This is a genomic window from Nocardioides panacis, assembly GCF_019039255.1.
GTDB lineage: Bacteria > Actinomycetota > Actinomycetes > Propionibacteriales > Nocardioidaceae > Nocardioides_B > Nocardioides_B panacis.
In genome coordinates, this window is sequence record NZ_CP077062.1 from 3,543,637 (window position 1) to 3,566,147 (window position 22,511).

Here is a 22,511-nt window from a genome sequence, read left to right on the forward strand (position 1 = left end):
TCGTGAGATGTGAACCGGGTACGTGTGTCCCAACCCCTGCGAGCAGCCTACGTGTTCCCCCCGCAACGTCGTTAAAGCATTCGCCGACAGCGAACAGGGCTTCCCTGCGCGCTGCCGGCGACCGGACCGGTCTGGTCCGTCCGTGCGTTCAGTTGGCGGCGGCGTACGCCTCGCGCACCTCGGCGCTCACCCGGCCCCGCTCGGGGACGTCCCAGCCGTTCTCGCGGGCCCAGGCCCGGATCTCCGCCGCCGAGGTGCCGCCGTCGTCCGCGGCCGGCGTCGAGGCGCGGCGCCCGCTCTTGCGGCGCCCACCGGTGCGGCGCGCGTGGCCGATGTAGAGGCTGAGCGCGTTGCGCAGCTCGCCGGCGTGCTGGTCGGAGAGGTCGATCTCGTAGTCCACCCCGTCCAGGGCGAAGCTGACCGTCTCCTCGGCGTCACTCCCGTCGATGTCGTCGACGAGAACCACATTTACCCGCTGTGCCATGGATATGCCTTTCGAATCCCAGGAATTTCCGCTTCGGGAAAAGAATAGGGAGAGGGTTTGCATTTGGCAAACCCCGGCGGCGGGTCGGACTTTCCGGCATTTCCCCAGGAATTCCCCCCGCGCGGCCCGACGATTTCCTGCTCGCCACCGCGCACCGGGCGCAGCGGCCCGCCTGCGCCTGTCCTGAGCGTGCGGGCGGCCCGGAAAATAGGCCGAGCGGTTTATCGGCGCAGCGCGGTCATTCGGGACGGACGAGCGGGAAGAGGATCGTCTCCCGGACGCTGGCACCGGTCAGCAGCATGATCAACCGGTCCACGCCGATCCCGATTCCACCGGCCGGCGGCATGCCGTACTCCATCGCCTTCAGGAATACCTCGTCGAGCTCCATCGCCTCCGGGTCCCCGCCGGCCGCGAGCCGCGACTGCGACTCGAGCCGGTCCCGCTGGATCACCGGGTCGTTGAGCTCGGAGTACGCCGCACCGAGCTCGACCCCGTTGATGATCAGGTCCCACGCCTCGTTGAGCCCGGGCGTCGTGCGGTGCGGCTTGGCCAGCGGCTTGACCGCCTCGGGGTAGTCCATGACGAACGTGGGCTGGATCAGGGTGTCCTCGACGAGCTGCTCGAACAGCTCCACGACGATCTCGGCGGGGCCCCAGCCGGGCTGCAGCTCGACCTCGTGCTTGTCCGCGTAGCCGCGCAGGGTCTCGGCGTCGGTGCCCACGTCGACCGTCGTCCCGAGCGCCTCGGAGACCAGCTCCAGGATCGGCGCCTCGCGCCACTCGCCGTGCAGGTCGATCTCGGTGCCGTCGCGACCCACGACGGTGGGGCTGCCGATCGCCCGGTGCGCGTCGCGGACCAGGTCCTTGGCCAGCTCGATCATCGTGTGCTGGTCGCCGTAGGCCTCGTAGGCCTCCAGCATCGAGAACTCCGCCGCGTGCGTGGAGTCCAGGCCCTCGTTGCGGAACGTGCGGCCGATCTCGTAGACCCGGTCGACCCCGCCGATCATCGCCCGCTTGAGGTCGAGCTCGAGCGCGATGCGCAGCAGCATCTCCTGGTCGAGCGCGTTGAGGTGGGTGCGGAACGGCCGGGCCGCCGCGCCGCCGTTGGTGAGCTGCAGGATCGGCGTCTCGACCTCGATGAAGCTGCGCGCGTCGAGGGTGGCGCGCAGGCTCTTGAGCACCGCGGCCTTGGTGCGGACCATCGCGCGCGGCTCCGCGCGCACCATCATGTCGACGTAGCGCAGCCGGATCCGGGCCTCGTCGGACAGCGGCTTGTGCTCGTTGGGCAGCGGTCGCAGCGTCTTGGCGGCGACCGACCAGTCGGAGGCCTGCACCGACAGCTCGCCGCGGCGGCTGGTGACCACCTCGCCGCGCACGGCCAGCAGGTCCCCGAGGTCCACGGTGGCCTTGAACGCGGCCAGCCGCTCCTCCCCGACGTCCGCCAGGGAGACCATCACCTGCAGCTCGGAGCCATCCCCCTCACGGAGCCGGACGAAGCAGAGCTTCCCGGTGTTCCGCAGGAACATCACCCGGCCCACGACCGCGACCCGTGCTCCGGTGTGCGTGTCCGGCTCGAGCTCCTGCCCGTCGTACGTCGCGCGGATCTCGGCCAGCGTGTGCGAGCGCTCGACGGTCACGGGGTAGGGCTGGACGCCCTCGTCGATCAACCGGTCGCGCTTGTCCCGACGCACGCGCATCTGCTCGGGGAGGTCGTCGACCTCGGCGTCAGGGGCGGTGTCCTGCGGCTGGTCGGTCATGGGGCCAGCCTATCGGCCGGGGCCCGCTCTCACTGCGGCGTGGGCACGAGGCCGCCCCGGGTGTAGTCGACGTCGAAGTCGCTGTCCGGGCAGACCTTGCGCATCCGTGCCTCCATCGACGCACGGCGCGTCTTGACCGTCACCCCACCACCCCAGGTGTTCACCACCACGCACAGCGAAGCGGGGTCGTTGGGGTTGAGCGTGTAGGCGAACGGCCGCACCTCCGGGTGGCCCGTCCCGACCGTCTGCTGGAGCAGCCAGAAGTTCATGAAGCCGTCCAGGGAGCCGTCGTGGTACCAGCCGCCGACCACCACCTTCTTCTCCGGGCTCGACCACCGGAACATCTGCCGGGCCGCCGGGTCGAAGTCGCTGGCCGCGTGGGGCTGCGCCATCGAGTACAGGAAGAACATCGACGTGGCCCGGTAGTCCGGCGCCGGACGGGGACCCGGGTTGCTCTCCGACGAGGGCGGCCGGTTGTCGGCCGGCGGGATCTGCGCCACGACGGCGGCCGCGACGAGCACCGCGCCGACGGCCACCCCGAGCCGCCGCAGCGGAGGCAGCCGCAGCTCGCCGAGCACGGCGACGAACGCGCGGACCACGGCGTAGGGGGCGAGCAGGCAGACGAGCCAGGCGAACTTCTGCGGGTAGTAGCCCCACGGACCGGTGGGGTTCGTGACCCGCTGCGCCATCAGGTAGTGCAGCCCGAACCAGCCGAGCACGGCCACGATGAGCACCCCTACGAGCGCCCAGCGGTCCCGGCCGAACATCGCCGCCACCGCGACCGATCCGATCGTGATGAGCCCGATGACCCCCGGAGTCGAGTGCGCGACCGCGAAGAAGGCGCCGTCGAAGGCGAGGGCGGACATGGACGAGACCGCCCCCGCACCCCCCGCCGGAGCCACCGTGGGCTTGGTCAGGACGAAGGCGAAGTAGAAGAACACGAGCGCCGGGACGAGCCAGGCCACCAGGCGGAGCCCGCGCAGCCGGAGGTGGACCCGCCAGTAGCGGAGCACCGTCACCACGCCGAAGGCGGCAGGGACCATCGCCAGAGGCACCCAGACCGTCACGAACACCGCGGTGGCCGCGGCCTGCAGCGCGGAGGACAACCGAGGGGACCGTGGCGCCTCCAGCCACGCGAGCCAGGTGGCGGTCAGCGCCACGCCGGAGACGACGGCGTTCCAGAAGCCGTACCCGATGGCGTACCCGCCGACGAACCAGGTCCAGGGCAGCAGCCCGGCGCAGACGGCGAGGATCCCGCGGACCCAGGGGTACCGGGCAGGAACCACCTGGGCCACGATCACCGACCCCACGACGCTCATGACCGCCAGCATGAGCAGCAGCATCTCGATGACCCGCCGCACGTCGTGCTCCATCAGCAGCGCGGGAGCGAGGACCGAGCGCCCGGGCGCCATGAACAGGGCCGCGAGCTCGCTGGTCAGCGGCGCCACGTTCCCGTGCTTGGCCGGCTGGAGCCCACCGTCGCCGACGATGAAGCGCGCGATCATCACGTTGAAGGTGCTGTCGTTGGACATCACCCAGGCGACCTTGGAGCCGTGGTGACGCAGCTCGATCAGCAACGTCGTCGCCAGCGCGAGGAACGGGACGACCAGGCAGCTGGCGGCGAAGACGGCACCGGACCGGTGAGGGAGTCGGAGCGAGCTGCGCCTGGACAGGATCAGGGCGAGCGCCACGAGCGACACAAGGACGAGCAGGGCGGCGTCGGCACCGGCCAGCGGCAGGCCCAGCAGCGGGAAGACCTGCATCCCCAGGGCCACCACCAGGAGCATGGTCAGCACGGCACCTGCCAGCGCCGCCGACCATCGGGCGAACTGCCCGAACGCCCCGAGGACCAGGGTCCCCGCCACCAGGGCGAGCGGTCCCGGGGTCCCTCCCCGCAGCGTGACCAGCGCGGTGGCGGCGACGCACAGCACGGAGACCAGAGCCACCGACCTCGTCCTGGTCCTCGGCTGTCGCCAGGCCACACCCGCCTGCCGTCGGACCGCTGACACCTGCATTCGTCGCCCCTCGTCGATGCCGTCTGCTCGCACGCAGCACGGCGCGAACGGCGCATTCTTCCATCTGGCCGCGGCAGAGCGCAGTCGCCGGGCGGCGGGACCGGCCCCGGCGTGCCTGCCGCTATGCTGACGCGCGGCGATCGGGGGCCAGACGACGGCGGTCTCCCGAGCCGGACCGCCGAATCGGGGAGTGGATCACTGATGCCCAGGTCGAACAACCTCGACGCGCTGCGCCTCGTCGGCGCGGTGGCCGTCATCGTGGGCCACGCCTACTTCCTGCTGGGCCGTCCGGAGAACGATCCCATCGTCCTCGGGTACCCCATCGCGACGCTCGGCGTGGTCGTCTTCTTCTCGATCAGCGGCTACCTCATCACCGCCAGCTGGAACCGCAAGCGGGACCCGGTCTCCTACCTCACCGCACGGGTGCTGCGGATCTTCCCCGGGCTGGTGGTCCTGGTCCTGGTCACGGTGCTCGTCCTGGGGCCGCTGACGACGACCTCCTCCGTGAGCGAGTACTTCGACCTGCCCCGGACGTGGTCCTACCTGACGAACATCTGGCTGCGGCCGCAGTACGACCTTCCGGGCGTCTTCCTGGACATCCCCTACCCGAACGCGGTGAACGGGTCGCTGTGGACGTTGCCCGCCGAGTTCTTCTGCTACCTCGCGGTGCCGCTGCTCATGCTGTGGCCCCGGCGCTTCCGGCCGGTCACCGTGGCAGCGTTCCTGGTGGTGTCGCTGTGGCTCGGCTCGGTCCCGCCCGACCAGTCCCCGGTGGTCTACGGGTCACGCCTCTCGGACGCGGCCGGCATGTGGGTGTTCTTCGCGAGCGGCTGCCTCCTGCGGCTCGCGACGGAGCGGTGGGGAGTCCGGTTCTTCCGCACCGACGTGGCCGTGGCCGTGGTGAGCGCCTACGCCGTCTTCATCGCCGTGGTGGCGGGGAAGACACCCTGGGTCTCCTGGCTCGCGCTGCCGTACGCCGTGCTCGCGATCGGGCTGGCCAGCACCCCGGTCGTACGACGGGCCGCCCGCTACGGGGACATGTCCTACGGCCTCTACCTCTGGGCGTTCCCCGTGCAGCAGGTGCTGGTCGGCGAGCTCGGTGTCCGCCGGATGCTGGTCGACATCCCGCTGGTCACCGCGGTCACCCTCGTGCTGGCGTTCCTGTCCTGGCACGCCGTCGAGCACCCGTCGCTCCGGCTGAAGGACAAGATCACCGCACGGGTTGCCGCGCGGCGCGGCACCAGCACACCTCCGACCCGCGAAGCGGTCTCCGCCGAGGCCCCGGAGACGCAGCCCGTCGTGGTCGAGGGCGCGGGCCGCTAGGACGCGCGGCCGAGCAGCGCCTTGGCACGGGTGCGCAGCCGCAGCCTGCGGCGCAACCCGCCCAGCACGGGGGTGCTGGTCGCGGGGGCGGGGCCGGCCCGTCGGGCCTGACGGGCCAACCTGGCCCGCCGGCGCCGCTCACGCTGGAGCTGACCTCGCACCTTGGCCTGCCGCTCCCGCAGGCCCTTGACCCTGTCCTCGAGCTGGGCGATCCGCCGGTCCCGCTGCGCGAGGGTCCGCTGCTGCTGGGCGGTCTGGGTCTCGAGGGCCCGCAGGCGCAGGAGCTCGCGGCGGAGCTTGCGCGTCTCCCCGGCCGGGAGCAGGAAGGGCTGGGAGTCGATGCGGCGCTCGATCTCCTGCTGGTTCTGCAGCCACTCGTCCTGGGGGTGCAACGTGCGGGAGGACTCGCGGTCCCTCCAGATGTGGTAGATCGCGAGGACCCGGGGGATGTCGGCGACGCCGGCGATCTCCGCCGCGCGCAGCAGGAACTCCCAGTCCTCGGTGGTGGTCATCGACTCCTCGAACTTGATCCCGAAGTCGAGGTAGAGCGAGCGGGGGAAGACCCAGCCGATGGGCGGGGACTGGTTGGCCGCCAGGTGCTCGGTCAGCGAGAAGTCCTGGGTGTAGATGCTGTCCGGCGAGCTGACCGCGCGCACGCCGGGGAGGGCCCGGACGTGGGCGACGGCGACGTCCTGACGCAGGGTGACTCCGCGCAGGATCCGACCGGGGGTCTGTCGCTCGGCGGCCGCGAACGACTCCACCCAGTGCCCCATCACGATGTCGTCGTCGTCGAAGATCCCCACGTAGCGCCCGCGGGCCTCGGCCAGCGCGAGGTTGAGCGGGGAGGACCGCCGGCCGTGGTCGAGCAGCAGGAGCCTGATGCGGGAGCGCAGGCCCGGCGGCTGGTCGGCGATGACCTGCTCGACCGTCTTCTGCTCCTCGAGACTGGTCTTGTGCGCGACCAGCACGACCTCGAAGTCCTCGTTGCTCTGCCCCGCCAGGCAGAGCAGCGCCTCGCGCAGCTCCTGCGGACGCCTCCCCTGGGTCCTCATGATCACGCTCAGGAAGGTGTCGGAGACCTGCCGCACGTCCGTGCTGTCGGACCGTGGCGGGACCGAGGTGACCGCCCACACGAACTGGTTGGTGATCGCGTGCGGGTCGGCGCGGCGCCGGACGCTGCGCACCCACTCGCCGATCGTGGTGGACTCGGAGAGCCCCACGTGGTCGGTCGGGAAGTGCTGGTCGGACCGGGCCAGCTCGACGTCGTACGTGTCGACCTTCTGCAGACCGGCCCTGCGCAGTGCCGCCTCGAGCGAACCCGCGCTCCAGAGCTGGTAGTGCGTCGCGTCGAGGAGCCCCGCCTCGGTGTAGGTCCACTGCCCCAGCAGGTTCTTGATCGCGACGTCCACGTGGGTGACGTTGGGGACGCTGAAGACCGCGACGGCGCGCTCCTGCGAGACGAGCTGCCCCACGGCGGCGAGGGCGTGCGACCCGTCGGTCAGGTGCTCGAGACCGTCGAGGAACGTGACGGACACGAGCCGGCGCCCGTCCAGGATCTTGAGGAGCGCGTCGGTCGCGTCGTCGGTGCTCAGGTCGGCCGCGTGCCCTTCGAGGCCACGAGCGCGGAGGTCCGCGAGCCCCGCCTCGTCGACGTCGATGCCCACGTAGTGGACGCCGTGCGCGTCGACGAGGGGCTCCGCGATGTGGCCGAACCCGCAGGCGATGTCCAGATGGACACCCCCCGCGGCATCCTCCGGCATGTGCCTGGCCAGCAGCTCCAGCGTGTGACCGAACTTGTTGTCGGCCTGGACCTCGTTGTCGTACTTGTGATCGCTCATAGCTCGAACCGGTGCTCCGTGTAGCGGTACCCGACAAAGGTGCCGATCGTGTTCTCGGGGTCGTGAGGGCGGACCAGGCCGCCCTCGTCGCGTCGACGTACGAACTCCTCGACTGCTGATGCCTGCTGCGGTATGCCGGACTTCTGGTACTGCTTCATGACCCTCTCCACCACGTCGTCACGGGACCACTTGTGGGCCAGCAGCAGCGCGGCCTGGGCCGAGAAGAAGTGCTCGGCGGAGGTCGGCATCCACGAACCGTCGACATGGAGCCTCTTGTCGTGGAACACGACGGCCGCAGGGTGGAACACGACCCCGAGGCCGGCCTCCCGCACGCGCCACGAGTAGTCGACGTCGTCGCAGTACATGAAGAACGTCTGGGCGTCGAAGCCCTCGAGACGGTCGAAGACCTCGCGCCGGGTCATCGCGAAAGCCGTGGTCGCCCAGGAGGTCAACCCGGTGCTCGGGTCGTACTCCTTGGGGTGCTCGACGGGCAGCTGCTTGGCCTCCACCATGCCGACGGTCGGGTCGTTGAGCACCGAGGCCATCCGCCAGGGCGCCCGTGCGTCGCACACGACGTCCGGGTTCGAGAAGACGACGAGGTCCGTGTCCGACAGGGCGGCGAGCAGGTTGTGCCCGCGCGACGTGCCGACGTTCTCACCGAAGTAGGTGTAGACGATCTCGTCGAGGTGGGTGAACCGGGACCGCATCTCCTCGAGCTCCTGCTCGGCGACGAGACGGGTGGGCGAGGCGTCGCCCAGCACCACGACGATGCGCTCGCACATCAGCTCGGTCTTGCCGACCGAGGCGGAGTTGTCGAGCGCCTCGAGCATGCGCAGGAGCGACGGGACGGGAGTCAGGTACAGCACCGACTGGACGGCGACGGACACCGGCGAGTCGGGAAACGGCTCGTGGGGCACTGGACTTCCTCGGCTGTCGGGCTGACGGCTTGATGGACGGAAGGGGCCTTCGTGCCCCCCGGTGGCGTCGAGTAGTGTACGGACCGCTCTCGTCGTTCCCACCGGCGCACCTCGGAGCACTACCCGCGCAGTCCGGGCGGAACACCCCAACGATCGGAGCGATGATCCCATGTCTGGCGGATTCGGCAGTGTCCTGGTCACCGGGGGGCGCCGGCTTCATCGGCTGCGCCCTCTCCCCCGTCCTGGCCGGGCAGTTCGACCGGTACGTCGTCCTGGACAACCTGCACCCGCAGGTGCACCCGACGTCGGCCCGGCCGGACGGGCTGCACCCCGCGGCCGAGCTCCACGTCGGGGACGTGACGAGTCCCGAGGACTGGGACGCGGTCCTGGGCGACCTCCGTCCCAGCACGGTCGTGCACCTCGCGGCGGAGACCGGCACCGCCCAGTCGCTCGCCGAGAGCAGCCGGCACGGACGGGTCAACGTCGTCGGCACGACCGAGATGCTCGACGCCTTCACGAGGATCGGGCACGCACCCGACCACCTCCTGCTGACCAGCAGCCGGGCGGTCTACGGGGAGGGCACGTGGGTCGGCGCCGACGGCGAGGTCCTGCGGCCGTCCCTGCGCACCCACGCCCAGCTGGAGGCGGGCCGGTGGGACCACGGCGTGCGGCACCTGCCGAACACCGTCGCCGAGACGATTCCGTCCCCGACCAGCGTCTACGGCGCCACCAAGCTGGCCCAGGAGCACCTCCTCGCCTCCTGGGCGGGCTCCCACGACGTCAACCTGTCGATCCTGCGCCTGCAGAACGTCTTCGGCGCCGGCCAGTCGCTCACGAACCCCTACACCGGCATCGTCTCGCTGTTCTCCCAGCTGGCCCGTGAGGGCAAGGCGATCCCGCTCTACGAGGACGGCGAGATCACCCGCGACTTCGTCTACATCACCGACGTCGTCTCCGCGCTCACCGCGGCTCTCGAGAAGCCGCCCGTCGGCGGCGTGCGCCGGGTGGACGTGGGCACGGGGGTGCGCACCACGATCCGGGACCTGGCCACGACCGTCGCGGAGTACCACGGCGCGCCGGCCCCCGTCGTCACCGGACAGTTCCGGGACGGCGACGTGCGCCACGCCTCGTGCCTGGTGGACGCCACGCGCGAGGAGCTCGGCTGGACCCCGCAGGTCACGATGGCCGAGGGCGTCGCGCTGCTCCAAGAGTGGATCGCCGCTCAGCAGGGCTAGGCGCCAGCGGTCGTCAGCGGGCTCGCTCACCTTCACCACCGGTCGGCTTCTCCCGGGCTCGCGGGTCGCGAGCGCAGGTAGGACCCCCTGACCCGGTTCACGAGCCGTCGAGCGCTGTGCACGTCGAGGTGCTCGACGAACAACCGCCGCCGGAACTCGCGCGGTTCGTCGCTGGCCGGGTCGAACATCCGCTCCAGCGCCGCCGCGAAGGTCTCGAAGTCGTGCGCCACCGCGGCCGGGAGCACCTCGTGCACGTCGTGCAGCAGGTCGCCGGGGCGGTTGATCCGCTCGTCGAAGACCACCATCGGCTTGCCCGTGGCCGCGAACTCGACCGCCCGGGCCGAGAGGTCCGTGACCAGGCCGGCGGCGACCCGGTCGACGACCTCCAGGCTCGGGAACCGGGTGCGGGCGAGGTTCAGCGCCCCCCAGGGCCGACAGCGCCTGGGTCAGCTGCCGGGCCCGGTCGGAGGGATGGTCGCGGAAGCCGAGGACCACCCCGTGCCGGGCGCACCAGCCCGACAACCAGTCCAGCTCGCGCAGGTCGAAGCGGGGGTAGCCGGGCTCCCCCCGCGGTAGGTGGGCTCGACGAGCACCAGCCGCCGGTCGCCGACCACCACCCTCAGCCGCTCCTCCTGCTCGCGCAGGTCCGCCGGCAACCGGTGGGACGGACCGAGGACGTGGTCGTTGCGCGGGTCGCCGGTCACCCAGACGTCCTCGCGGTCGAGGAGCTGGAAGGCGGTCAGCGCGATCAGCGCCGCGAGCCGGGAGGAGGTGACCACGGCGTGGTAGCGGGCCCGCGGGGCGTCCTCCGCCGCGGCGGCGACGTACTCGAGCGGGACCTGGGCGAGGTTGATGATCCGGTGCAGCCGGGCCGGCACCAGCGGTGGCGCCTCCTCGCCGGGCGCCTCGTGCACGAAGACGTGCGCGGACCGCACGAGCAGGTGCTGGCCGAGCTGGCTGTGCAGCGGCGCGACGGTCACGTTCTCCCCGGCCAGGTCCACCCGCCGGCTGCGGGTCAGCACGATCTTCTTGACCGACGGGTCGTCGCGGACCGCCTCGAGGACGGCGCGGGAGGCGCCGGGCAGCAGGTGGTCGCGGTCGTCGACCGGGAACGCCCACCAGTGGTCGAACTTCGGCGCGTGGCGGTCCTCCCTGACGAGCTCCCACCACGGCCAGGGCCGCGGCACCACCGTGCGGGCGCCGGCGTCCCGGAGGAGCGCGAAGCTGCGCTGCAGCCGGTCGTCGGGCGACACGCGCAGCAGGTTGTGCTCCATCCTGTCCACGGGCGCGTCGGGGACGGCGGCGAGGACCCGTTCCTTCCAGTGCACGAGGTCCGGGACGTTGCGACTGTTCTCGGAGAGGAAGTTGCGCTTCAGCAGCGGGAAGCCCAGCTCCAGCAGGTCGAAGTACTGCTCGGTGTAGAGCGGGTGGAAGGGGTAGAGACCAGGGACGAACGTGTCGTAGTCGAAGCCGCGGCACATCAGGTAGCGGCTCAGGCCGATCTCGTACTTGGTGATCACCAGCTGCTTGTCGACCTGCGGCACCACCGACTCCACGCGGCGGCGGAAGCCCGGGTCGCGCACCACCGGCGCCCGGAACACCATGAAGTAGGAGCTCACGTGCAGGTGGTCGTTGTCGTTCATCACGCGCTCGCCGATCATCCGGCTCTTGACCTCGTCGGCGTCGAGCGGCAGGCCGTGGTTCGAGTGCTTCTCGAAGCCGTGCTTGCTGGCCTGCAGCCCCCACCAGTCGCTCGCCCGGCCGTCCATCGCGGCGAACACGTCGTCGAGCGGGCGCAGCAGGAACGTGCTGTCGTTGGCGAAGACCATCTCGTCGTAGGTGTCGATGACGTCCCACCCGACCAGGTCCCGCGCCAGGATCGACAGCGACCCGAAGTCGTAGGCACCGTGCGCGACCGCCCAGGCGCCCTTCGTGTACGGCGCCAGCTTGGCCAGCTCGTCCGGCTCCACGTAGCCGTCCGCGAGGTAGTAGACGTCCGCGTGGCGGTTCAGCTCGCGGAGGAAGTCCAGCACGTAGTCGTCGACCACGCCGTCGTTGTCGTAGCCGGCGAACAGGCACACGCGCCGGGGTCGCCGGCCGGCGACGTACGTCGCGGGGGGCCGCGGCGGCAGGCGCGGCTGGACCGGTGCGTGGCCGAGGTGCCGGCCGACGAGGAGGTAGTGCAGCAGCGGGTCGACGTCGGCCGCCGTCGGGTCGAGGTACTCCGCCCAGTACCACCACACGTCGAACTCGCGGCTCGGGTTGCACAGGGTCTGCCAGCCGGTGCCGCAGAAGTGCTCGGCGGCCCCGATCTTGCCGTTGCGGACCGGCGGGTTCACCCGCGTGTAGAGCGGCACGTCGAGCAGCCCGCTGCGGGACACCACGGCCGTCTCGCAGCGCAGCAGGTCCTGCTCCGACGGCACCGAGGGCGCCGGCCGGCCGGACCCGGGACGGTGGAGGTCCGCCACGACGGCGTCGAGGCCGCGGTCGAGCAGGTCGCGCACGTCGGCTGCACCCGGCCCGGTGCGGCGCTCGGACACCCAGTGCCCGACCAGGCACCGCCACTGGGCCAGGAAGTCGGCGGACGTCACGCCGGCGCCGCCGGACCGGACCGCGGTTCAGGCGCGTCGCCGACCTCGAGGGCGTGCAGGAGGGCGTTCTCCCCGGACTCTCGCAGCTCCGGGTGGGTGTCGAGGTAGCCGAGCAGGTCGAAGTCGGGACCGGGGTCGCGGCCCTGGCTGTGGCCGTCGCGCAGGAAGTGCAGGGCCGGGTCGACCGCCAGCTTGGCGACGGTGAGGTTCCGTCGCAGGTACCACACGGGTCTGAACAGCCCGGACTGGCGGAGCACCTGGATCTGGCGCCACTCCTCGGGGGTCACGTCCCCCCGACCGCGCTGCCACCACGCAGCCCGGGCGCGGCGACGCGTCTCCCGGTAGAGGACGTCGACCAGGGCCTTGGCGAGGATCGTGGACTCGCGCTGCGCCCGGGCGCGGGCCCGGCGGAGCCGCGCCTGCTTCTCCCGGACGGCCTCGTTCTCCTCGCGGACCTGGGCGAGCTCGAGCCGGCACAGACGAAGCTCTTCCCGCAGCATCTGCACTTCCCCGCGGGACTCGGTCACGATGCCGCGCGGGTCTGGTTCGGCTCCCATGAGGTGGTAGACCTCTCCCTGTCGCACTGGTCCCCAGCAGAACGGTCGACGGCTGACGTTAACATGGGCCCGACGCTTGGCGAAGCATCCGCGCCCGCAGCAGCCCTCAGGGCGACCTCGGTGCTGAGCGGGCCGCGCCGGAGACCTAGGCGTCCGGCCGGTTGCGGCCGAAGACGATCTCCAGCCCCTGCAGCGTCAGCCAGGGCTGGTGCTCGGTGAACACCGCGCACTCCTCGACGACGAGCGGGGCGAGGCCGCCGGTGGCGATCACGGTCAGGTCGTCGTTGCGCAGGCCGAGCTCCTCGGTCATCCGGTCGACGATGCCGTCGACCAGCGACGCGAATCCGTAGAGCACCCCCGACTGCAGGGCCTCGACGGTGTTCTTGGCGATCACCGACCGGGGCCGGAGCAGCTCGACCTTGCGCAGCTGGGCGCCGCGCCGACCGAGCGCCTCCAGGGAGATGTCGATGCCGGGGGCGATCGCCCCGCCGACGTACTCGCCGCGGACGCTGACCACGTCGAACGTGGTCGCGGTGCCGAAGTCGACGATGATCGCCGGGCCGCCGAACAGCTGGGAGGCCGCCAGCGCGTTGATGATCCGGTCGGTGCCGACCTCGCGCGGGTTGTCCATCAGCACCGGGACACCGGTCCGCACCCCCGGCTCGACGATCACCTGGGGGACGTCGCCGTGGTACATCCGCAGCATGTCGCGCCACTCGTGGAGCACCGCGGGGACCGTCGCGCAGACGGAGACGCCGCGGAGGTCGGCGTCGACCGGCGAGTCGTTGAGCAGGCCCTTGAGCAGCACGCCCCACTCGTCCGCCGTACGTCGCTCGTCGGACGCCACCCGCCAGTGGTCGACGAGGTCGCCGTCGTCGAGCAGGCCGATCGTCGTGTGGCTGTTGCCGATGTCGGCGCAGAGCAGCGGCCTCACGACGCCGGTTCCCGGCCGGTGCCTCCCGGGCGCAGGTCCATCGCGACGTCGAGCACCGGCGCGGAGTGCGTGATCGCGCCGACCGCGATCAGGTCGACGCCGGTCGAGGCGACCTCGCGGGCCCGTTCGAGGGTCAACCCTCCGGAGGCCTCGAGCCGGGCCCGGCCGGCGGTCACGCGGACCGCCTCGGCCATCTGCGCGGTGGACATGTTGTCGAGCAGGATCTCCGGGGCGCCGGCGTCGAGCAGCTCGCGGAGCTGGTCGAGGGTGGTGACCTCGACCTGCACGGGCAGGCCCGGGTAGCGTGCGCGGACCGCACGGTAGGCCGGCACCACGCCGCCCGCGGCGAGCACGTGGTTGTCCTTGACCAGTGCCTGGTCCGACAGGGTGGCGCGGTGGTTGAGACCGCCGCCGCACCGCACGGCGTACTTCTCCAGGGCCCGGAAGCCCGGCGTGGTCTTCCGGGTGTCGCGGACCCGCGCGCCGGTGCCGGCCAGCGCGTCGACCCAGCGGGACGTGGCGGTGGCGACGCCGGACAGGTGGCACAGGAAGTTCAGCGCGGTCCGCTCGGCGGTGAGCAGGGCCGGCACCGCGCCGTGCACGGAGAGCAGCACGTCGCCGCGGACGACCCGGTCACCGTCGGCGGCCGACCGGCGCACCTCGACGTCGGGGCCGACGACGGCCCGGAAGACCAGCTCGGCGACCGCCAGGCCGGCCACCACGCCGTCGGCGCGGGCGACGAGGTCGGCCCAGGCGGTCCGTGCCGGGTCGAGCGTGGCGGCGCTGGTCACGTCCTCGCCGGGCAGGTCCTCGGCGACGGCCGCCGCGACCGCGGCGGAGACGGCCCGCGGGTCGAGGCCGGCAGCGGCGAGCTCCAGGTCCAGTGCGGTCGTCGGGTCGGTGCTGGTCACGCGAGGGCTCCTGTGAGGACGGGTGAGAGGGCGAGCCGGGGCACCCCGGCGTCGAGCACGACGTCGACGTGCCGGGCCCAGTGCGCGTCGTCGCGCTCCGGGAAGTCCTCGCGCCAGTGCGACCCGCGGGTCTCCTCGCGCCTCGCGGCGGCGTCGACCAGGGCGGCGCTGACGGTGAGCAGGTTGGTCGACTCCCAGGCCGCGACGTCCGCCACGTCCGTCGTCCGCGCGGCGAGCCGGTCGAGGGCGGCCGCGCCGTCGGAGAGCCCGGCGGCGGACCGCAGCACCCCGGCGGTCTCGGTCATCACGTGCTGGAGCCCGCCGCGCACGTCCCCGCCCACCAGCCCGGGCGGCCGCGGGTCCTCGGCGGGTTCCTGCCGGGGGGCAGGCCGGTGGCCAGGTGCGCGGCGATCCGGCGGGAGAACACCAGGCCCTCCAGCAGCGAGTTCGAGGCCAGCCGGTTGGCGCCGTGCACCCCGGAGCAGGCGACCTCGCCGCAGGCGAAGAGGCCGGCCACCGAGGACTGGCCGTGCAGGTCGGTGGCGACGCCGCCCGACGCGTAGTGGCAGGCCGGCCCGACCGGGATCAGCTCGGTGACCGGGTCCACCCCGTGCGAGCGGCAGGTGGCCAGGATCGTGGGGAAGCGGCGCTCCCACTTCTCGGCGCCGAAGCCGCGGGCGTCGAGCCACACGTGCTCGGCGCCGGTCTCCCGCATCCGGCGCATGATCGCCTTGGCCACCACGTCGCGGGGGGCCAGGTCGGCCAGCTCGTGCTGGCCGAGCATGAAGCGCTCGCCCGCGTCGTCGACGAGGAAGGCGCCCTCGCCGCGCACCGCCTCGGAGATCAGCGGCTGCTGGCCCGTGGAGCCCGCGCCCAGCCACATCACCGTCGGGTGGAACTGCACGAACTCCAGGTCCCGCAGCACCGCGCCGGCCCGCAGCGCGAGCGCCATCCCGTCGCCGGTGGACACCGGCGGGTTGGTGGTCGCGGAGAACACCTGGCCCAGCCCCCCGCTGGCCAGCACCACCGCCCGGCAGAGCACCGCGCCGACGCCGTCGCGCTGGCCCTCGCCCATCACGTGCAGGGTCACTCCCGCGACCCCGCCGTCGGCCCCCGGGACGAGGTCGAGGACCAGGGCGTGCTCGGTGACGTCGATGTCGGGGGCGGCCCGGACGGCGGCGACCAGGGCGCGCTGGATCTCCGCGCCGGTCGCGTCCCCGCCCGCGTGCGCGATCCGGTCGCGGTGGTGCCCGCCCTCCCGGGTCAGGGACAGCTCGCCGGCCTCGGTGTGGTCGAACACGGTGCCCAGGGAGATCAGCTCGCGCACGGCGTCCGGGCCCTCGGTGACCAGCACCCGCACCGCCTCCTCGTCGCAGACCCCGGCGCCCGCGACCAGCGTGTCGTGCAGGTGCTGGTCGGGGGTGTCGCCGGGGCCGAGGGCGGCGGCGATCCCGCCCTGCGCCCACTGCGTGGAGCCGGCGCTGAGCAGGTCCTTGGTGACCACCATGACCGAGCCCACCGACGGCGAGGCGCGCAGCTGGAGCGCGGCGGTCAGGCCGGCGATGCCGGAGCCGATGACGACGACGTCGGCATAGGTCGTCCAGCCGGGAGGGGGAGCAGCGAGGCGCTGCGGCAGGCTCACACGCCCGAGGCTAACGGGCGGGCGCGTCGCCACGGACGAGTCCCGTCCCGGGCAGCGCCTCGGCGGGGTCGTGGCCGGTGCCGATCACGCGGTTGCCGGCGTCGACGAACACCACCGACGGGCGCAGCTCGCGGGCCTCGGCGGTGTCCATCTGCGCGTAGCCGATCAGGATCACCACGTCGCCGGGGTGCACCAGCCGCGCGGCCGCGCCGTTGATGCCGAGCACCCCGGACCCGCGCTCGCCGGCGATCGTGTAGGTCTCCAGCCGGGCGCCGTTGGTGACGTCGACGACGTGCACCAGCTCGCCGGGCAGCAGGTCGGCCGCGTCCAGGAGGTCCTCGTCCACGGTCACCGAGCCGACGTAGTGCAGGTCGGCCTGGGTCACCGTGGCGCGGTGGATCTTGCTCTTCATCATCGTGCGCAGCATCAGTGGTGCCCTTCCTGGGTGCCGAGGTGCACGGCGAGGTTGTCGATCAGCCGGGTGCTGCCCACCCGCGCGGCGACCAGCAGCCGGGCCTCGCCCGCCTCGGGCGGGTCGCCGAGCCCCGGGGAGGTCAGCGCGAGGTAGTCCAGGTCGACCCCGTCCGCCGCCGCCAGTACGGCGCCCGCGTCGGCGAGCACCCGCGCGGCGCCCGCCGGCCCGGCGTCCGCCCCGGCCCGCAGCGCCCGGGACAGGGCTAGGGCGGACCGGCGCTGGCCGGGGTCGAGGTAGGCGTTGCGCGAGGACAGGGCCAGGCCGCCGTCCTCCCGGACCGTGGCGGCGCCGACGACGTCGACGCCCATGCAGAGGTCGTCGACCATCCGGCGGACCAGCACCAGCTGCTGGTAGTCCTTCTGACCGAAGACCGCGGCGTCGGGCCGGACCAGCCCGAACAGCTTGGCGACGACCGTCAGCACGCCCCGGTAGTGGCCGGGCCGGGTCGCGCCCTCCAGCACCCCGCCCAGGGGACCCGGCTCGACGGTCACCTGCGGGTCGCCGCCGGGGTAGACCTCGTCGACCGAGGGTGCGAACACCACGGCGGCGCCGTTCGCCCGGCAGACCTCGAGGTCGGCGTCGAAGGTGCGCGGGTAGCGGTCGAGGTCCTCCCCCGCCCCGAACTGCAGCGGGTTCACGAAGAGCGACACCACCACGGTCCCGGCTCGCTCCGCGGCCTCCCGGACCAGCGCGGCGTGCCCGCCGTGCAGCGCACCCATCGTCGGCACCAGGCCGACGGTCCCGCCCCGCGCGCGGTGCGGCCGGAGCGCGTCGTCGAGCTCCGCACGGGACCGGGCGACGAGCGTCACGCGCCCCGCCGGGCGGCCGGGCTGGGCGCCGGGAGCGCGTCGTTGAGGATGCTCACCAGCTTGGCGGCGCGCAGCGGCAGCAGCCGTCCGTCGACCACTGCGCGGTTCGCGGTGGCCCGGGCCAGGGCGACGTACGACCCCAACGTGCCGGGCGCGGTGCGGGCGACCTCGGCGAGGTGTGCCCGGACCGTCTCCACGTCGCCGCGGACGATCGGGCCGGTCAGCGCGGCGTCGCCGTAGGTCAGCGCGTTGTCCAGTGCCGCGGTGAGCAGCGGCCGCAGGGTCGCGGCCGGGTCGGTGGCCCCCGACTCGCGGAGCAGGTCCATGGCCTGGGAGACCAGCGTGACCAGGTGGTTGGCGCCGTGCGCGAGACCCGCGTGGTAGAGCGTGCGGCGGTCCTCGTCGACCCAGACGACGCTGCCGCCGAGGTCGGCGACCAGGGTGCGGGCGAGCGCGCGGGTGCCGTCGGTCGCGGTCACCCCGAACACGCAGCCGGGCAGCCGGGCGACGTCGACGTGGGTGCCGGTGAACGTCATCGCCGGGTGCATCGCGAGGACCTCGGCGCCCACCTCGGCGGCCGGCGCGAGCACCGCCAGGCCGTGCTTGCCCGAGGTGTGCACGACCTGCTGGCCCGGACGGATCGCGCCGGCGGCGGCCAGCATGGTGACCACGTTCGAGAGCATGTCGTCGGGCACGGTGAGCAGCAGCAGGTCGCAGGACCGCGACACGGCGGTCGGCTTGTCGACCCGGACGCCCGGCAGCAGCGTCTCGATGCGGGTGCGCGACGCGGCGGACTCGCCCGCGACGGCGACGATCTCGTGCCCTGCGGCGTGGAGCGCTGCCGCGAGGACCGCGCCGACGCGCCCGGCGCCGACTACCCCGATACGGGTCATGGACTCATCACCTTTCGTTCCAGTCCCCACGAGGAGGTACCGGACGGCCTGATGCGTGCACGGTCGAGCGTACGCGCGGCCCGCCCGGGCGGACACCCGGCCGGCCGGTGGCCTGCGTCACACGGCTCCCCCCGGCCCGTAGCCTGGCGCGATGACCTCGCTCGGCATGCCGGCGGTACCCCCGCCGACCCCGCACCCGACCTGGAAGCAGGCCTGGGACGCCGCGCTGTACGGCGCCGACGGGTTCTTCCGTCGCGAGGCGCCCGCGGCGCACTTCCGGACCTCCGTGCACGCGTCCCCGCTGTTCGCGCGGGCGCTCGCCACGATGACCCGGGAGGCCGGCCTGGACACCGTGGTGGACATCGGCGCCGGGCGCGGCGAGCTGCTGACCGCGCTGCGAGCCCTGGACCCGGGCCTGGACCTGCTCGGCGTCGAGGTCGCCGCACGGCCACCCGGCCTGGACCCGGCCATCGCCTGGACCACGGCGCTGCCCGAGGCCGTCGAGGGGCTGGTGGTGGCCAACGAGTGGCTCGACAACATCCCCTGCCACGTCGTCGAGGTGGCCCCCGACGGCCGCCTGGTGGTGGTGCACGTCGACCCCGCGACCGGCCAGGAGACGCTCGGCCAGCCGCTCGGCCACTCCACGGTCGCGCCGTCGCTGGCCGCCTGGGTGGAGCGGTGGTGGCCGCTGGACGCCCGCGAGCCGGGCACCCGCGCCGAGGTGGGCAGCACCCGGGACGCCGCCTGGGCCGACGTGGTCGCGCGGGTGACCCGCGGGATCGCCGTCGCGGTGGACTACGGCCACACCGCGCAGCACCGGCCGCCCTTCGGCTCGCTGCGCTCCTACCGCCGCGGCCAGGAGGTCGACGTGCTCCCGGACGGGTCCCGCGACGTCACCGCGCACGTGGCCGTGGACGCCGTGGCGGACCGGGTCGGGGGCGTCGTACGTCGCCAGCGGGACGTGCTGCGCGAGCTCGGCGTCTCGGGTGAGCGGCCGGACCTGGGCCTCGCGACCCGCGACCCGGCGGCCTACGTCCGGGCGCTGGCCGGCGCGACGGAGGCGGCCGAGCTGACCGCCGAGGGGGGCCTCGGCGACTTCTTCTGGGTCGTGACGGTCAGGGACTGACCGACAGGAACAGGAACGCCGCGAACAGGATCAGGTGCACGGCGCCCTGCAGGCGGGTCGCACGTCCGGGGATCACGGTCAGGATGCTGACCACCACGGTCAGCGTGAGCAGCACGATCTGCACCGACCCGAGACCCAGAAGCAGGGGGCCGTCCAGCCAGATGGAGGCGACCGCGATGGCGGGGATGGTCAGGCCGATGCTGGCCATCGCGGAGCCGTAGGACAGGTTCAGACTGATCTGCACGCGGTCGCGGGTGGCCGCGCGGAACGCCGCCAGCGTCTCGGGGAGCAGCACGAGCAGCGCGATCACGACCCCGACGAACGACGGCGGGAACCCGACCGCCTTCACGCCGGCCTCGATCGAGGGCGACTCGACCTTGGCCAGGCCGACCACCGCGACCAGCGCGAGCAGCAGCAGGCCGAGGCTGGTCCAGGCGGCCGGGGCGGTCGGCGGGTCGGCGTGCACCTCGGGCGGGGCGACCTCGCCGGACGGCGTGACGGGCAGGAAGAAGTCCCGGTGCCGCACGGTCTGGTTGAGCACGAACAGCGCGTAGAGCACCAGCGAGGCGATGGCGGCGAACGCGAGCTGGGCCGAGGAGAACCGCGGGCCCTGGGCGCTCGAGGTGAACGTCGGCAGCACCAGGCTCAGGGTGGCCAGCGAGACCACGGTGGCGAGCGCCGCGCCGGTGCCCTCGGGGTTGAAGTTCGAGACCCCGAACTTCCGGGCGCCGGCGAGCAGCGCGAGACCGACGATGCCGTTGCAGGTGATCATCACGGCGGCGAAGACGGTGTCGCGGGCGAGCGACTCGGCCTTCTCGCCGCCGGACGCCATCAGGGTCACGATCAGCGCCACCTCGATGACGGTGACCGCCACCGCGAGCACCAGCGAGCCGTAGGGCTCACCGAGCCGGTGGGCGATCACCTCGGCGTGCTGGACGGCGGCCAGGACCGCACCGGCGAGCACCAGGGCCACCAGGCCGACGGCCACCGGCCCGAGGCCGCGGCCCCAGGTCAGGGCCAGCGCCACCACGGCCACCGCTGGGACGACCGTCGGCCAGGCGTGGGTCAGCCGGGACTGGATCGAGCGGGGGGGCATGACCTCACCCTGTCAGACGGATCCAGGCAGCTGCCCGCTCCGGGCCCGGCGGGCGCTCTCGTTGGCGCGGTCGAGCAGCCGGCGCGCCTCGCCCGCGTCGCGGTGCCGCAGCCGGACCCGGACCGGTCCGGGCGGGCTGTCCACGCGCAGGTCGGCCAGGTCGAACCGGCGCTGCCACGGCCCCTGGTGGACCTGCAGGGACTGCACCCGGGCGTAGGGCACGACGTGGGTACGCCGCCCGAGCACGCCCTCGCGGCTGACCAGGAGGTGCTCGCCCAGGCCGGAGGGCTGGAACCGCCGGCGCACCGGCGCCACCCACCGGGCCCGCTGCGGCGGCCCGGTCAGCGGCACCGCGTCCGGGTCGGGCGAGCCGGCCTCCTCGAGCAGCCGGCGGGCGAGCCACAGCGCCGTCGCACGGGGGGCCACCGGCATCACCGTGGACGTCGACGGCTTCCCGTCGCGGTCGCCGCTGGTGTAGCCGGCCAGCGACACGTCGACCTTGGCCCAGCCGAGCCGGCGCCACAGCAGCGGCTCGGTGACCACCACGCCCTGGACGCGGGACACCGCGATCGTCTGCGCGTCGAGCTCGAACAGCCCGCGCCGGACCTGGAGACCGGCAGGCGTCTCGGAGACGGTGAGCCGGTAGTAGGCCGACAGCTTGCGGAACAGCGTCACCGCGAGACCGCCGAGCAGCGGCACCGCCGCGGCCAGGCCGCCGACGATCTGGCCGAAGAACACGAACAGCCCGGCGAAGACCAGCGTCGAGACCAGGAACGCCCCGAACTCCGCCGACAGCAACAGGCTGACAACGAGCATGGCGGGGTCCAGCGAGACCAGCACCCGGTCGGGCGGGGCGACCGCCCCGACGACCGGCCCCGACCCGACCGACTCGTCGGTGGCAGCGGCGGGCTCGGCCCGGTCGGTCTCCCCGGCCCGGACGGCGTCCCGCCTGGCCAGCAGCGCGGTCCGCAGGTCCTGGGCCTCCCGGAGCGGCAGGAAGGCCAGCGACCCCTCCCGGGCCCCGCCCCCGGCGACGTCCATCTTCAGCTCGGCGAGCCCGAAGATCCGAGCGACGAAGGGCTGGCTGATGTCGATGCCCTGGAGCCGGTCCACCCGGATCCGCCGCGACTGGCGGGACACCACGCCGGTGTCGACCCGCAGCTCGTCGGCCTCGATCCAGTACTTCGTGCGCAGCCACGAGGCGGCGCCGTACACCGCGCCGGCGACCAGCAGCCCCAGCAGCAGCCAGGCGATCGGCCCGGCGTCGCCGCGCAGCAGGTCGTCCCAGGTGGAGGCGGCCACCGCGACCACGAGCAGGAAGCTGCGGACCAGGGGGGTCAGGGGGGACAGCCGCTTGTAGGGCCGCTCCGGCTCGCTCACAGCCCCGCTGCCTGCGCCTCGCCCTGCGACGTGAGGCGGTCCCGGAGCCGGGCCGCCTCGTCCGCGGGCAGCCCGGGGATCCGTGCGCTGGTGCCCGGGCTGGCGGTGTGCAGGTGCACGCTGGCGATCTTGAACAGCTGCTCGAGCGGCCCCGCCTGCACGTCGACGTACTGCATGCGTCCGTAGGGGACGACCACCATCGCCCGGAAGAGCACCCCGTGCTTCACGTAGAGGTCCTCGTCGCGCTCGGCGTAGGCCCACCACTGGGCGTTGCGCCCGATCAGCAGCCAGCCCCAGGCCAGCAGCGCGAGCAGCACCACGACGGCCGGCAGCCACACGAGCACCGGCAGGGACCACAGCAGGGTCGCGACGACGACCAGCACCAGCCCGACGACGCCCGCCGCGCCGAGCACCGACCTGCGCAGCCGGGCCAGGGCCGGGGACACCGGCCGCCAGTCGTTCCCGGGGGGCGCGAAGAGGTCGTCCACGCGCACGAGACTACGTGCGGACCGCGAGGGGGACCGGCCCG

Annotated in this window: 21 protein-coding genes; 3 read left to right on the top strand and 18 right to left on the bottom strand. The window is 73.1% G+C overall.

Going from position 1 to position 22,511, the window contains the following annotated elements; translation table 11 throughout:
- Positions 1 to 148: 148 nt before the first annotated feature.
- From KRR39_RS17305 to KRR39_RS17315, 3 genes are all read right to left on the bottom strand, one after another.
- A complete protein-coding gene (locus KRR39_RS17305) occupies positions 149 to 484 on the bottom strand; it encodes a histone-like nucleoid-structuring protein Lsr2 (protein WP_216938727.1) in 336 nt (111 codons plus the stop codon).
- A 238-nt stretch (positions 485 to 722) separates the two neighbouring features.
- Positions 723 to 2,240 (bottom strand): lysine--tRNA ligase, encoded by a 1,518-nt coding sequence (lysS, locus tag KRR39_RS17310; protein ID WP_216938728.1) that lies wholly within the window; start codon positions 2,238 to 2,240, stop codon positions 723 to 725.
- A 29-nt stretch (positions 2,241 to 2,269) separates the two neighbouring features.
- Positions 2,270 to 4,186, bottom strand: a complete 1,917-nt coding sequence (locus KRR39_RS17315) for a hypothetical protein (RefSeq protein ID WP_216938729.1) — start codon at positions 4,184 to 4,186, stop codon at positions 2,270 to 2,272.
- A 270-nt stretch (positions 4,187 to 4,456) separates the two neighbouring features.
- On the opposite strand from KRR39_RS17315, the gene KRR39_RS17320 reads away from it, so the two are divergent.
- Entirely contained in the window at positions 4,457 to 5,578 is a 1,122-nt protein-coding gene (locus KRR39_RS17320; protein ID WP_216938730.1) for an acyltransferase family protein, read from the top strand.
- On the opposite strand, the gene KRR39_RS17325 is transcribed toward KRR39_RS17320, so the two are convergent.
- Both KRR39_RS17325 and KRR39_RS17330 read right to left on the bottom strand, forming a co-directional pair.
- Positions 5,575 to 7,416, bottom strand: coding sequence for a methyltransferase domain-containing protein (locus KRR39_RS17325; RefSeq protein ID WP_216938731.1), 1,842 nt, complete (start codon positions 7,414 to 7,416; stop codon positions 5,575 to 5,577). The two genes, KRR39_RS17320 and KRR39_RS17325, sit on opposite strands and share 4 nt — an antisense overlap.
- Positions 7,413 to 8,333, bottom strand: coding sequence for a glycosyltransferase family protein (locus KRR39_RS17330; RefSeq protein WP_216938732.1), 921 nt, complete (start codon positions 8,331 to 8,333; stop codon positions 7,413 to 7,415). Before KRR39_RS17330 ends, KRR39_RS17325 begins: the two co-directional genes overlap by 4 nt.
- A gap of 188 nt (positions 8,334 to 8,521) precedes the next feature.
- Between KRR39_RS17330 and KRR39_RS17335 the strand changes: the two genes are divergently transcribed.
- Complete coding sequence (locus KRR39_RS17335; RefSeq protein WP_254185219.1) at positions 8,522 to 9,568, top strand: NAD-dependent epimerase/dehydratase family protein; 1,047 nt, start codon at positions 8,522 to 8,524, stop codon at positions 9,566 to 9,568.
- A 32-nt stretch (positions 9,569 to 9,600) separates the two neighbouring features.
- Here KRR39_RS17335 and KRR39_RS17340 read toward each other — a convergent pair whose 3' ends face one another.
- From KRR39_RS17340 to KRR39_RS17380, 10 genes are all read right to left on the bottom strand, one after another.
- Positions 9,601 to 9,987, bottom strand: a complete 387-nt coding sequence (locus KRR39_RS17340; RefSeq protein WP_216942760.1) for a CDP-glycerol glycerophosphotransferase family protein — start codon at positions 9,985 to 9,987, stop codon at positions 9,601 to 9,603.
- A gap of 27 nt (positions 9,988 to 10,014) precedes the next feature.
- Positions 10,015 to 12,159 carry a rhamnan synthesis F family protein gene (locus tag KRR39_RS17345; RefSeq protein WP_216938734.1) on the bottom strand — a complete coding sequence of 715 codons (2,145 nt, stop codon included), beginning with the start codon at positions 12,157 to 12,159 and terminating at the stop codon, positions 10,015 to 10,017.
- Positions 12,156 to 12,716: a hypothetical protein gene (locus KRR39_RS17350; RefSeq protein WP_216938735.1), complete on the bottom strand. Its 561-nt coding sequence runs from the start codon at positions 12,714 to 12,716 to the stop codon at positions 12,156 to 12,158. Before KRR39_RS17350 ends, KRR39_RS17345 begins: the two co-directional genes overlap by 4 nt.
- Before the next feature lie 145 nt (positions 12,717 to 12,861).
- The gene (locus KRR39_RS17355) at positions 12,862 to 13,650 is read right to left on the bottom strand and encodes a type III pantothenate kinase (RefSeq protein WP_216938736.1); all 789 of its coding nucleotides are present in this window, start codon (positions 13,648 to 13,650) and stop codon (positions 12,862 to 12,864) included.
- Positions 13,647 to 14,561, bottom strand: a complete 915-nt coding sequence (gene nadC / locus KRR39_RS17360; RefSeq protein WP_254185221.1) for a carboxylating nicotinate-nucleotide diphosphorylase — start codon at positions 14,559 to 14,561, stop codon at positions 13,647 to 13,649. Before nadC ends, KRR39_RS17355 begins: the two co-directional genes overlap by 4 nt.
- Positions 14,558 to 14,866, bottom strand: a complete 309-nt coding sequence (locus tag KRR39_RS25085) for a hypothetical protein (RefSeq protein ID WP_254185222.1) — start codon at positions 14,864 to 14,866, stop codon at positions 14,558 to 14,560. Before KRR39_RS25085 ends, nadC begins: the two co-directional genes overlap by 4 nt.
- Complete coding sequence (locus KRR39_RS17365) at positions 14,866 to 16,203, bottom strand: L-aspartate oxidase (RefSeq protein ID WP_254185223.1); 1,338 nt, start codon at positions 16,201 to 16,203, stop codon at positions 14,866 to 14,868. The genes KRR39_RS25085 and KRR39_RS17365 overlap by 1 nt, the downstream gene beginning before the upstream one ends.
- Before the next feature lie 10 nt (positions 16,204 to 16,213).
- On the bottom strand, positions 16,214 to 16,630 hold the full coding sequence (gene panD / locus KRR39_RS17370) for an aspartate 1-decarboxylase (RefSeq protein ID WP_216938737.1): 417 nt from the start codon (positions 16,628 to 16,630) through the stop codon (positions 16,214 to 16,216).
- Positions 16,630 to 17,487: a pantoate--beta-alanine ligase gene (gene panC / locus KRR39_RS17375; RefSeq protein WP_216938738.1), complete on the bottom strand. Its 858-nt coding sequence runs from the start codon at positions 17,485 to 17,487 to the stop codon at positions 16,630 to 16,632. Before panC ends, panD begins: the two co-directional genes overlap by 1 nt.
- On the bottom strand, positions 17,484 to 18,380 hold the full coding sequence (locus KRR39_RS17380) for a Rossmann-like and DUF2520 domain-containing protein (protein WP_216938739.1): 897 nt from the start codon (positions 18,378 to 18,380) through the stop codon (positions 17,484 to 17,486). The genes panC and KRR39_RS17380 overlap by 4 nt, the downstream gene beginning before the upstream one ends.
- Before the next feature lie 151 nt (positions 18,381 to 18,531).
- Here KRR39_RS17380 and KRR39_RS17385 point away from each other — a divergent pair, with 151 nt between their 5' ends.
- Positions 18,532 to 19,506, top strand: coding sequence for an SAM-dependent methyltransferase (locus tag KRR39_RS17385; RefSeq protein WP_254185224.1), 975 nt, complete (start codon positions 18,532 to 18,534; stop codon positions 19,504 to 19,506).
- On the opposite strand, the gene KRR39_RS17390 is transcribed toward KRR39_RS17385, so the two are convergent.
- The 3 genes from KRR39_RS17390 to KRR39_RS17400 are packed head-to-tail and all read right to left on the bottom strand — an operon-like array spanning position 19,496 to position 22,470.
- A complete protein-coding gene (locus KRR39_RS17390; RefSeq protein ID WP_216938740.1) occupies positions 19,496 to 20,602 on the bottom strand; it encodes a calcium:cation antiporter in 1,107 nt (368 codons plus the stop codon). The two genes, KRR39_RS17385 and KRR39_RS17390, sit on opposite strands and share 11 nt — an antisense overlap.
- 12 nt (positions 20,603 to 20,614) lie before the next feature.
- Complete coding sequence (locus tag KRR39_RS17395) at positions 20,615 to 21,982, bottom strand: PH domain-containing protein (RefSeq protein WP_216938741.1); 1,368 nt, start codon at positions 21,980 to 21,982, stop codon at positions 20,615 to 20,617.
- Positions 21,979 to 22,470: a PH domain-containing protein gene (locus tag KRR39_RS17400; protein WP_216938742.1), complete on the bottom strand. Its 492-nt coding sequence runs from the start codon at positions 22,468 to 22,470 to the stop codon at positions 21,979 to 21,981. The genes KRR39_RS17395 and KRR39_RS17400 overlap by 4 nt, the downstream gene beginning before the upstream one ends.
- Positions 22,471 to 22,511 lie beyond the last annotated feature (41 nt).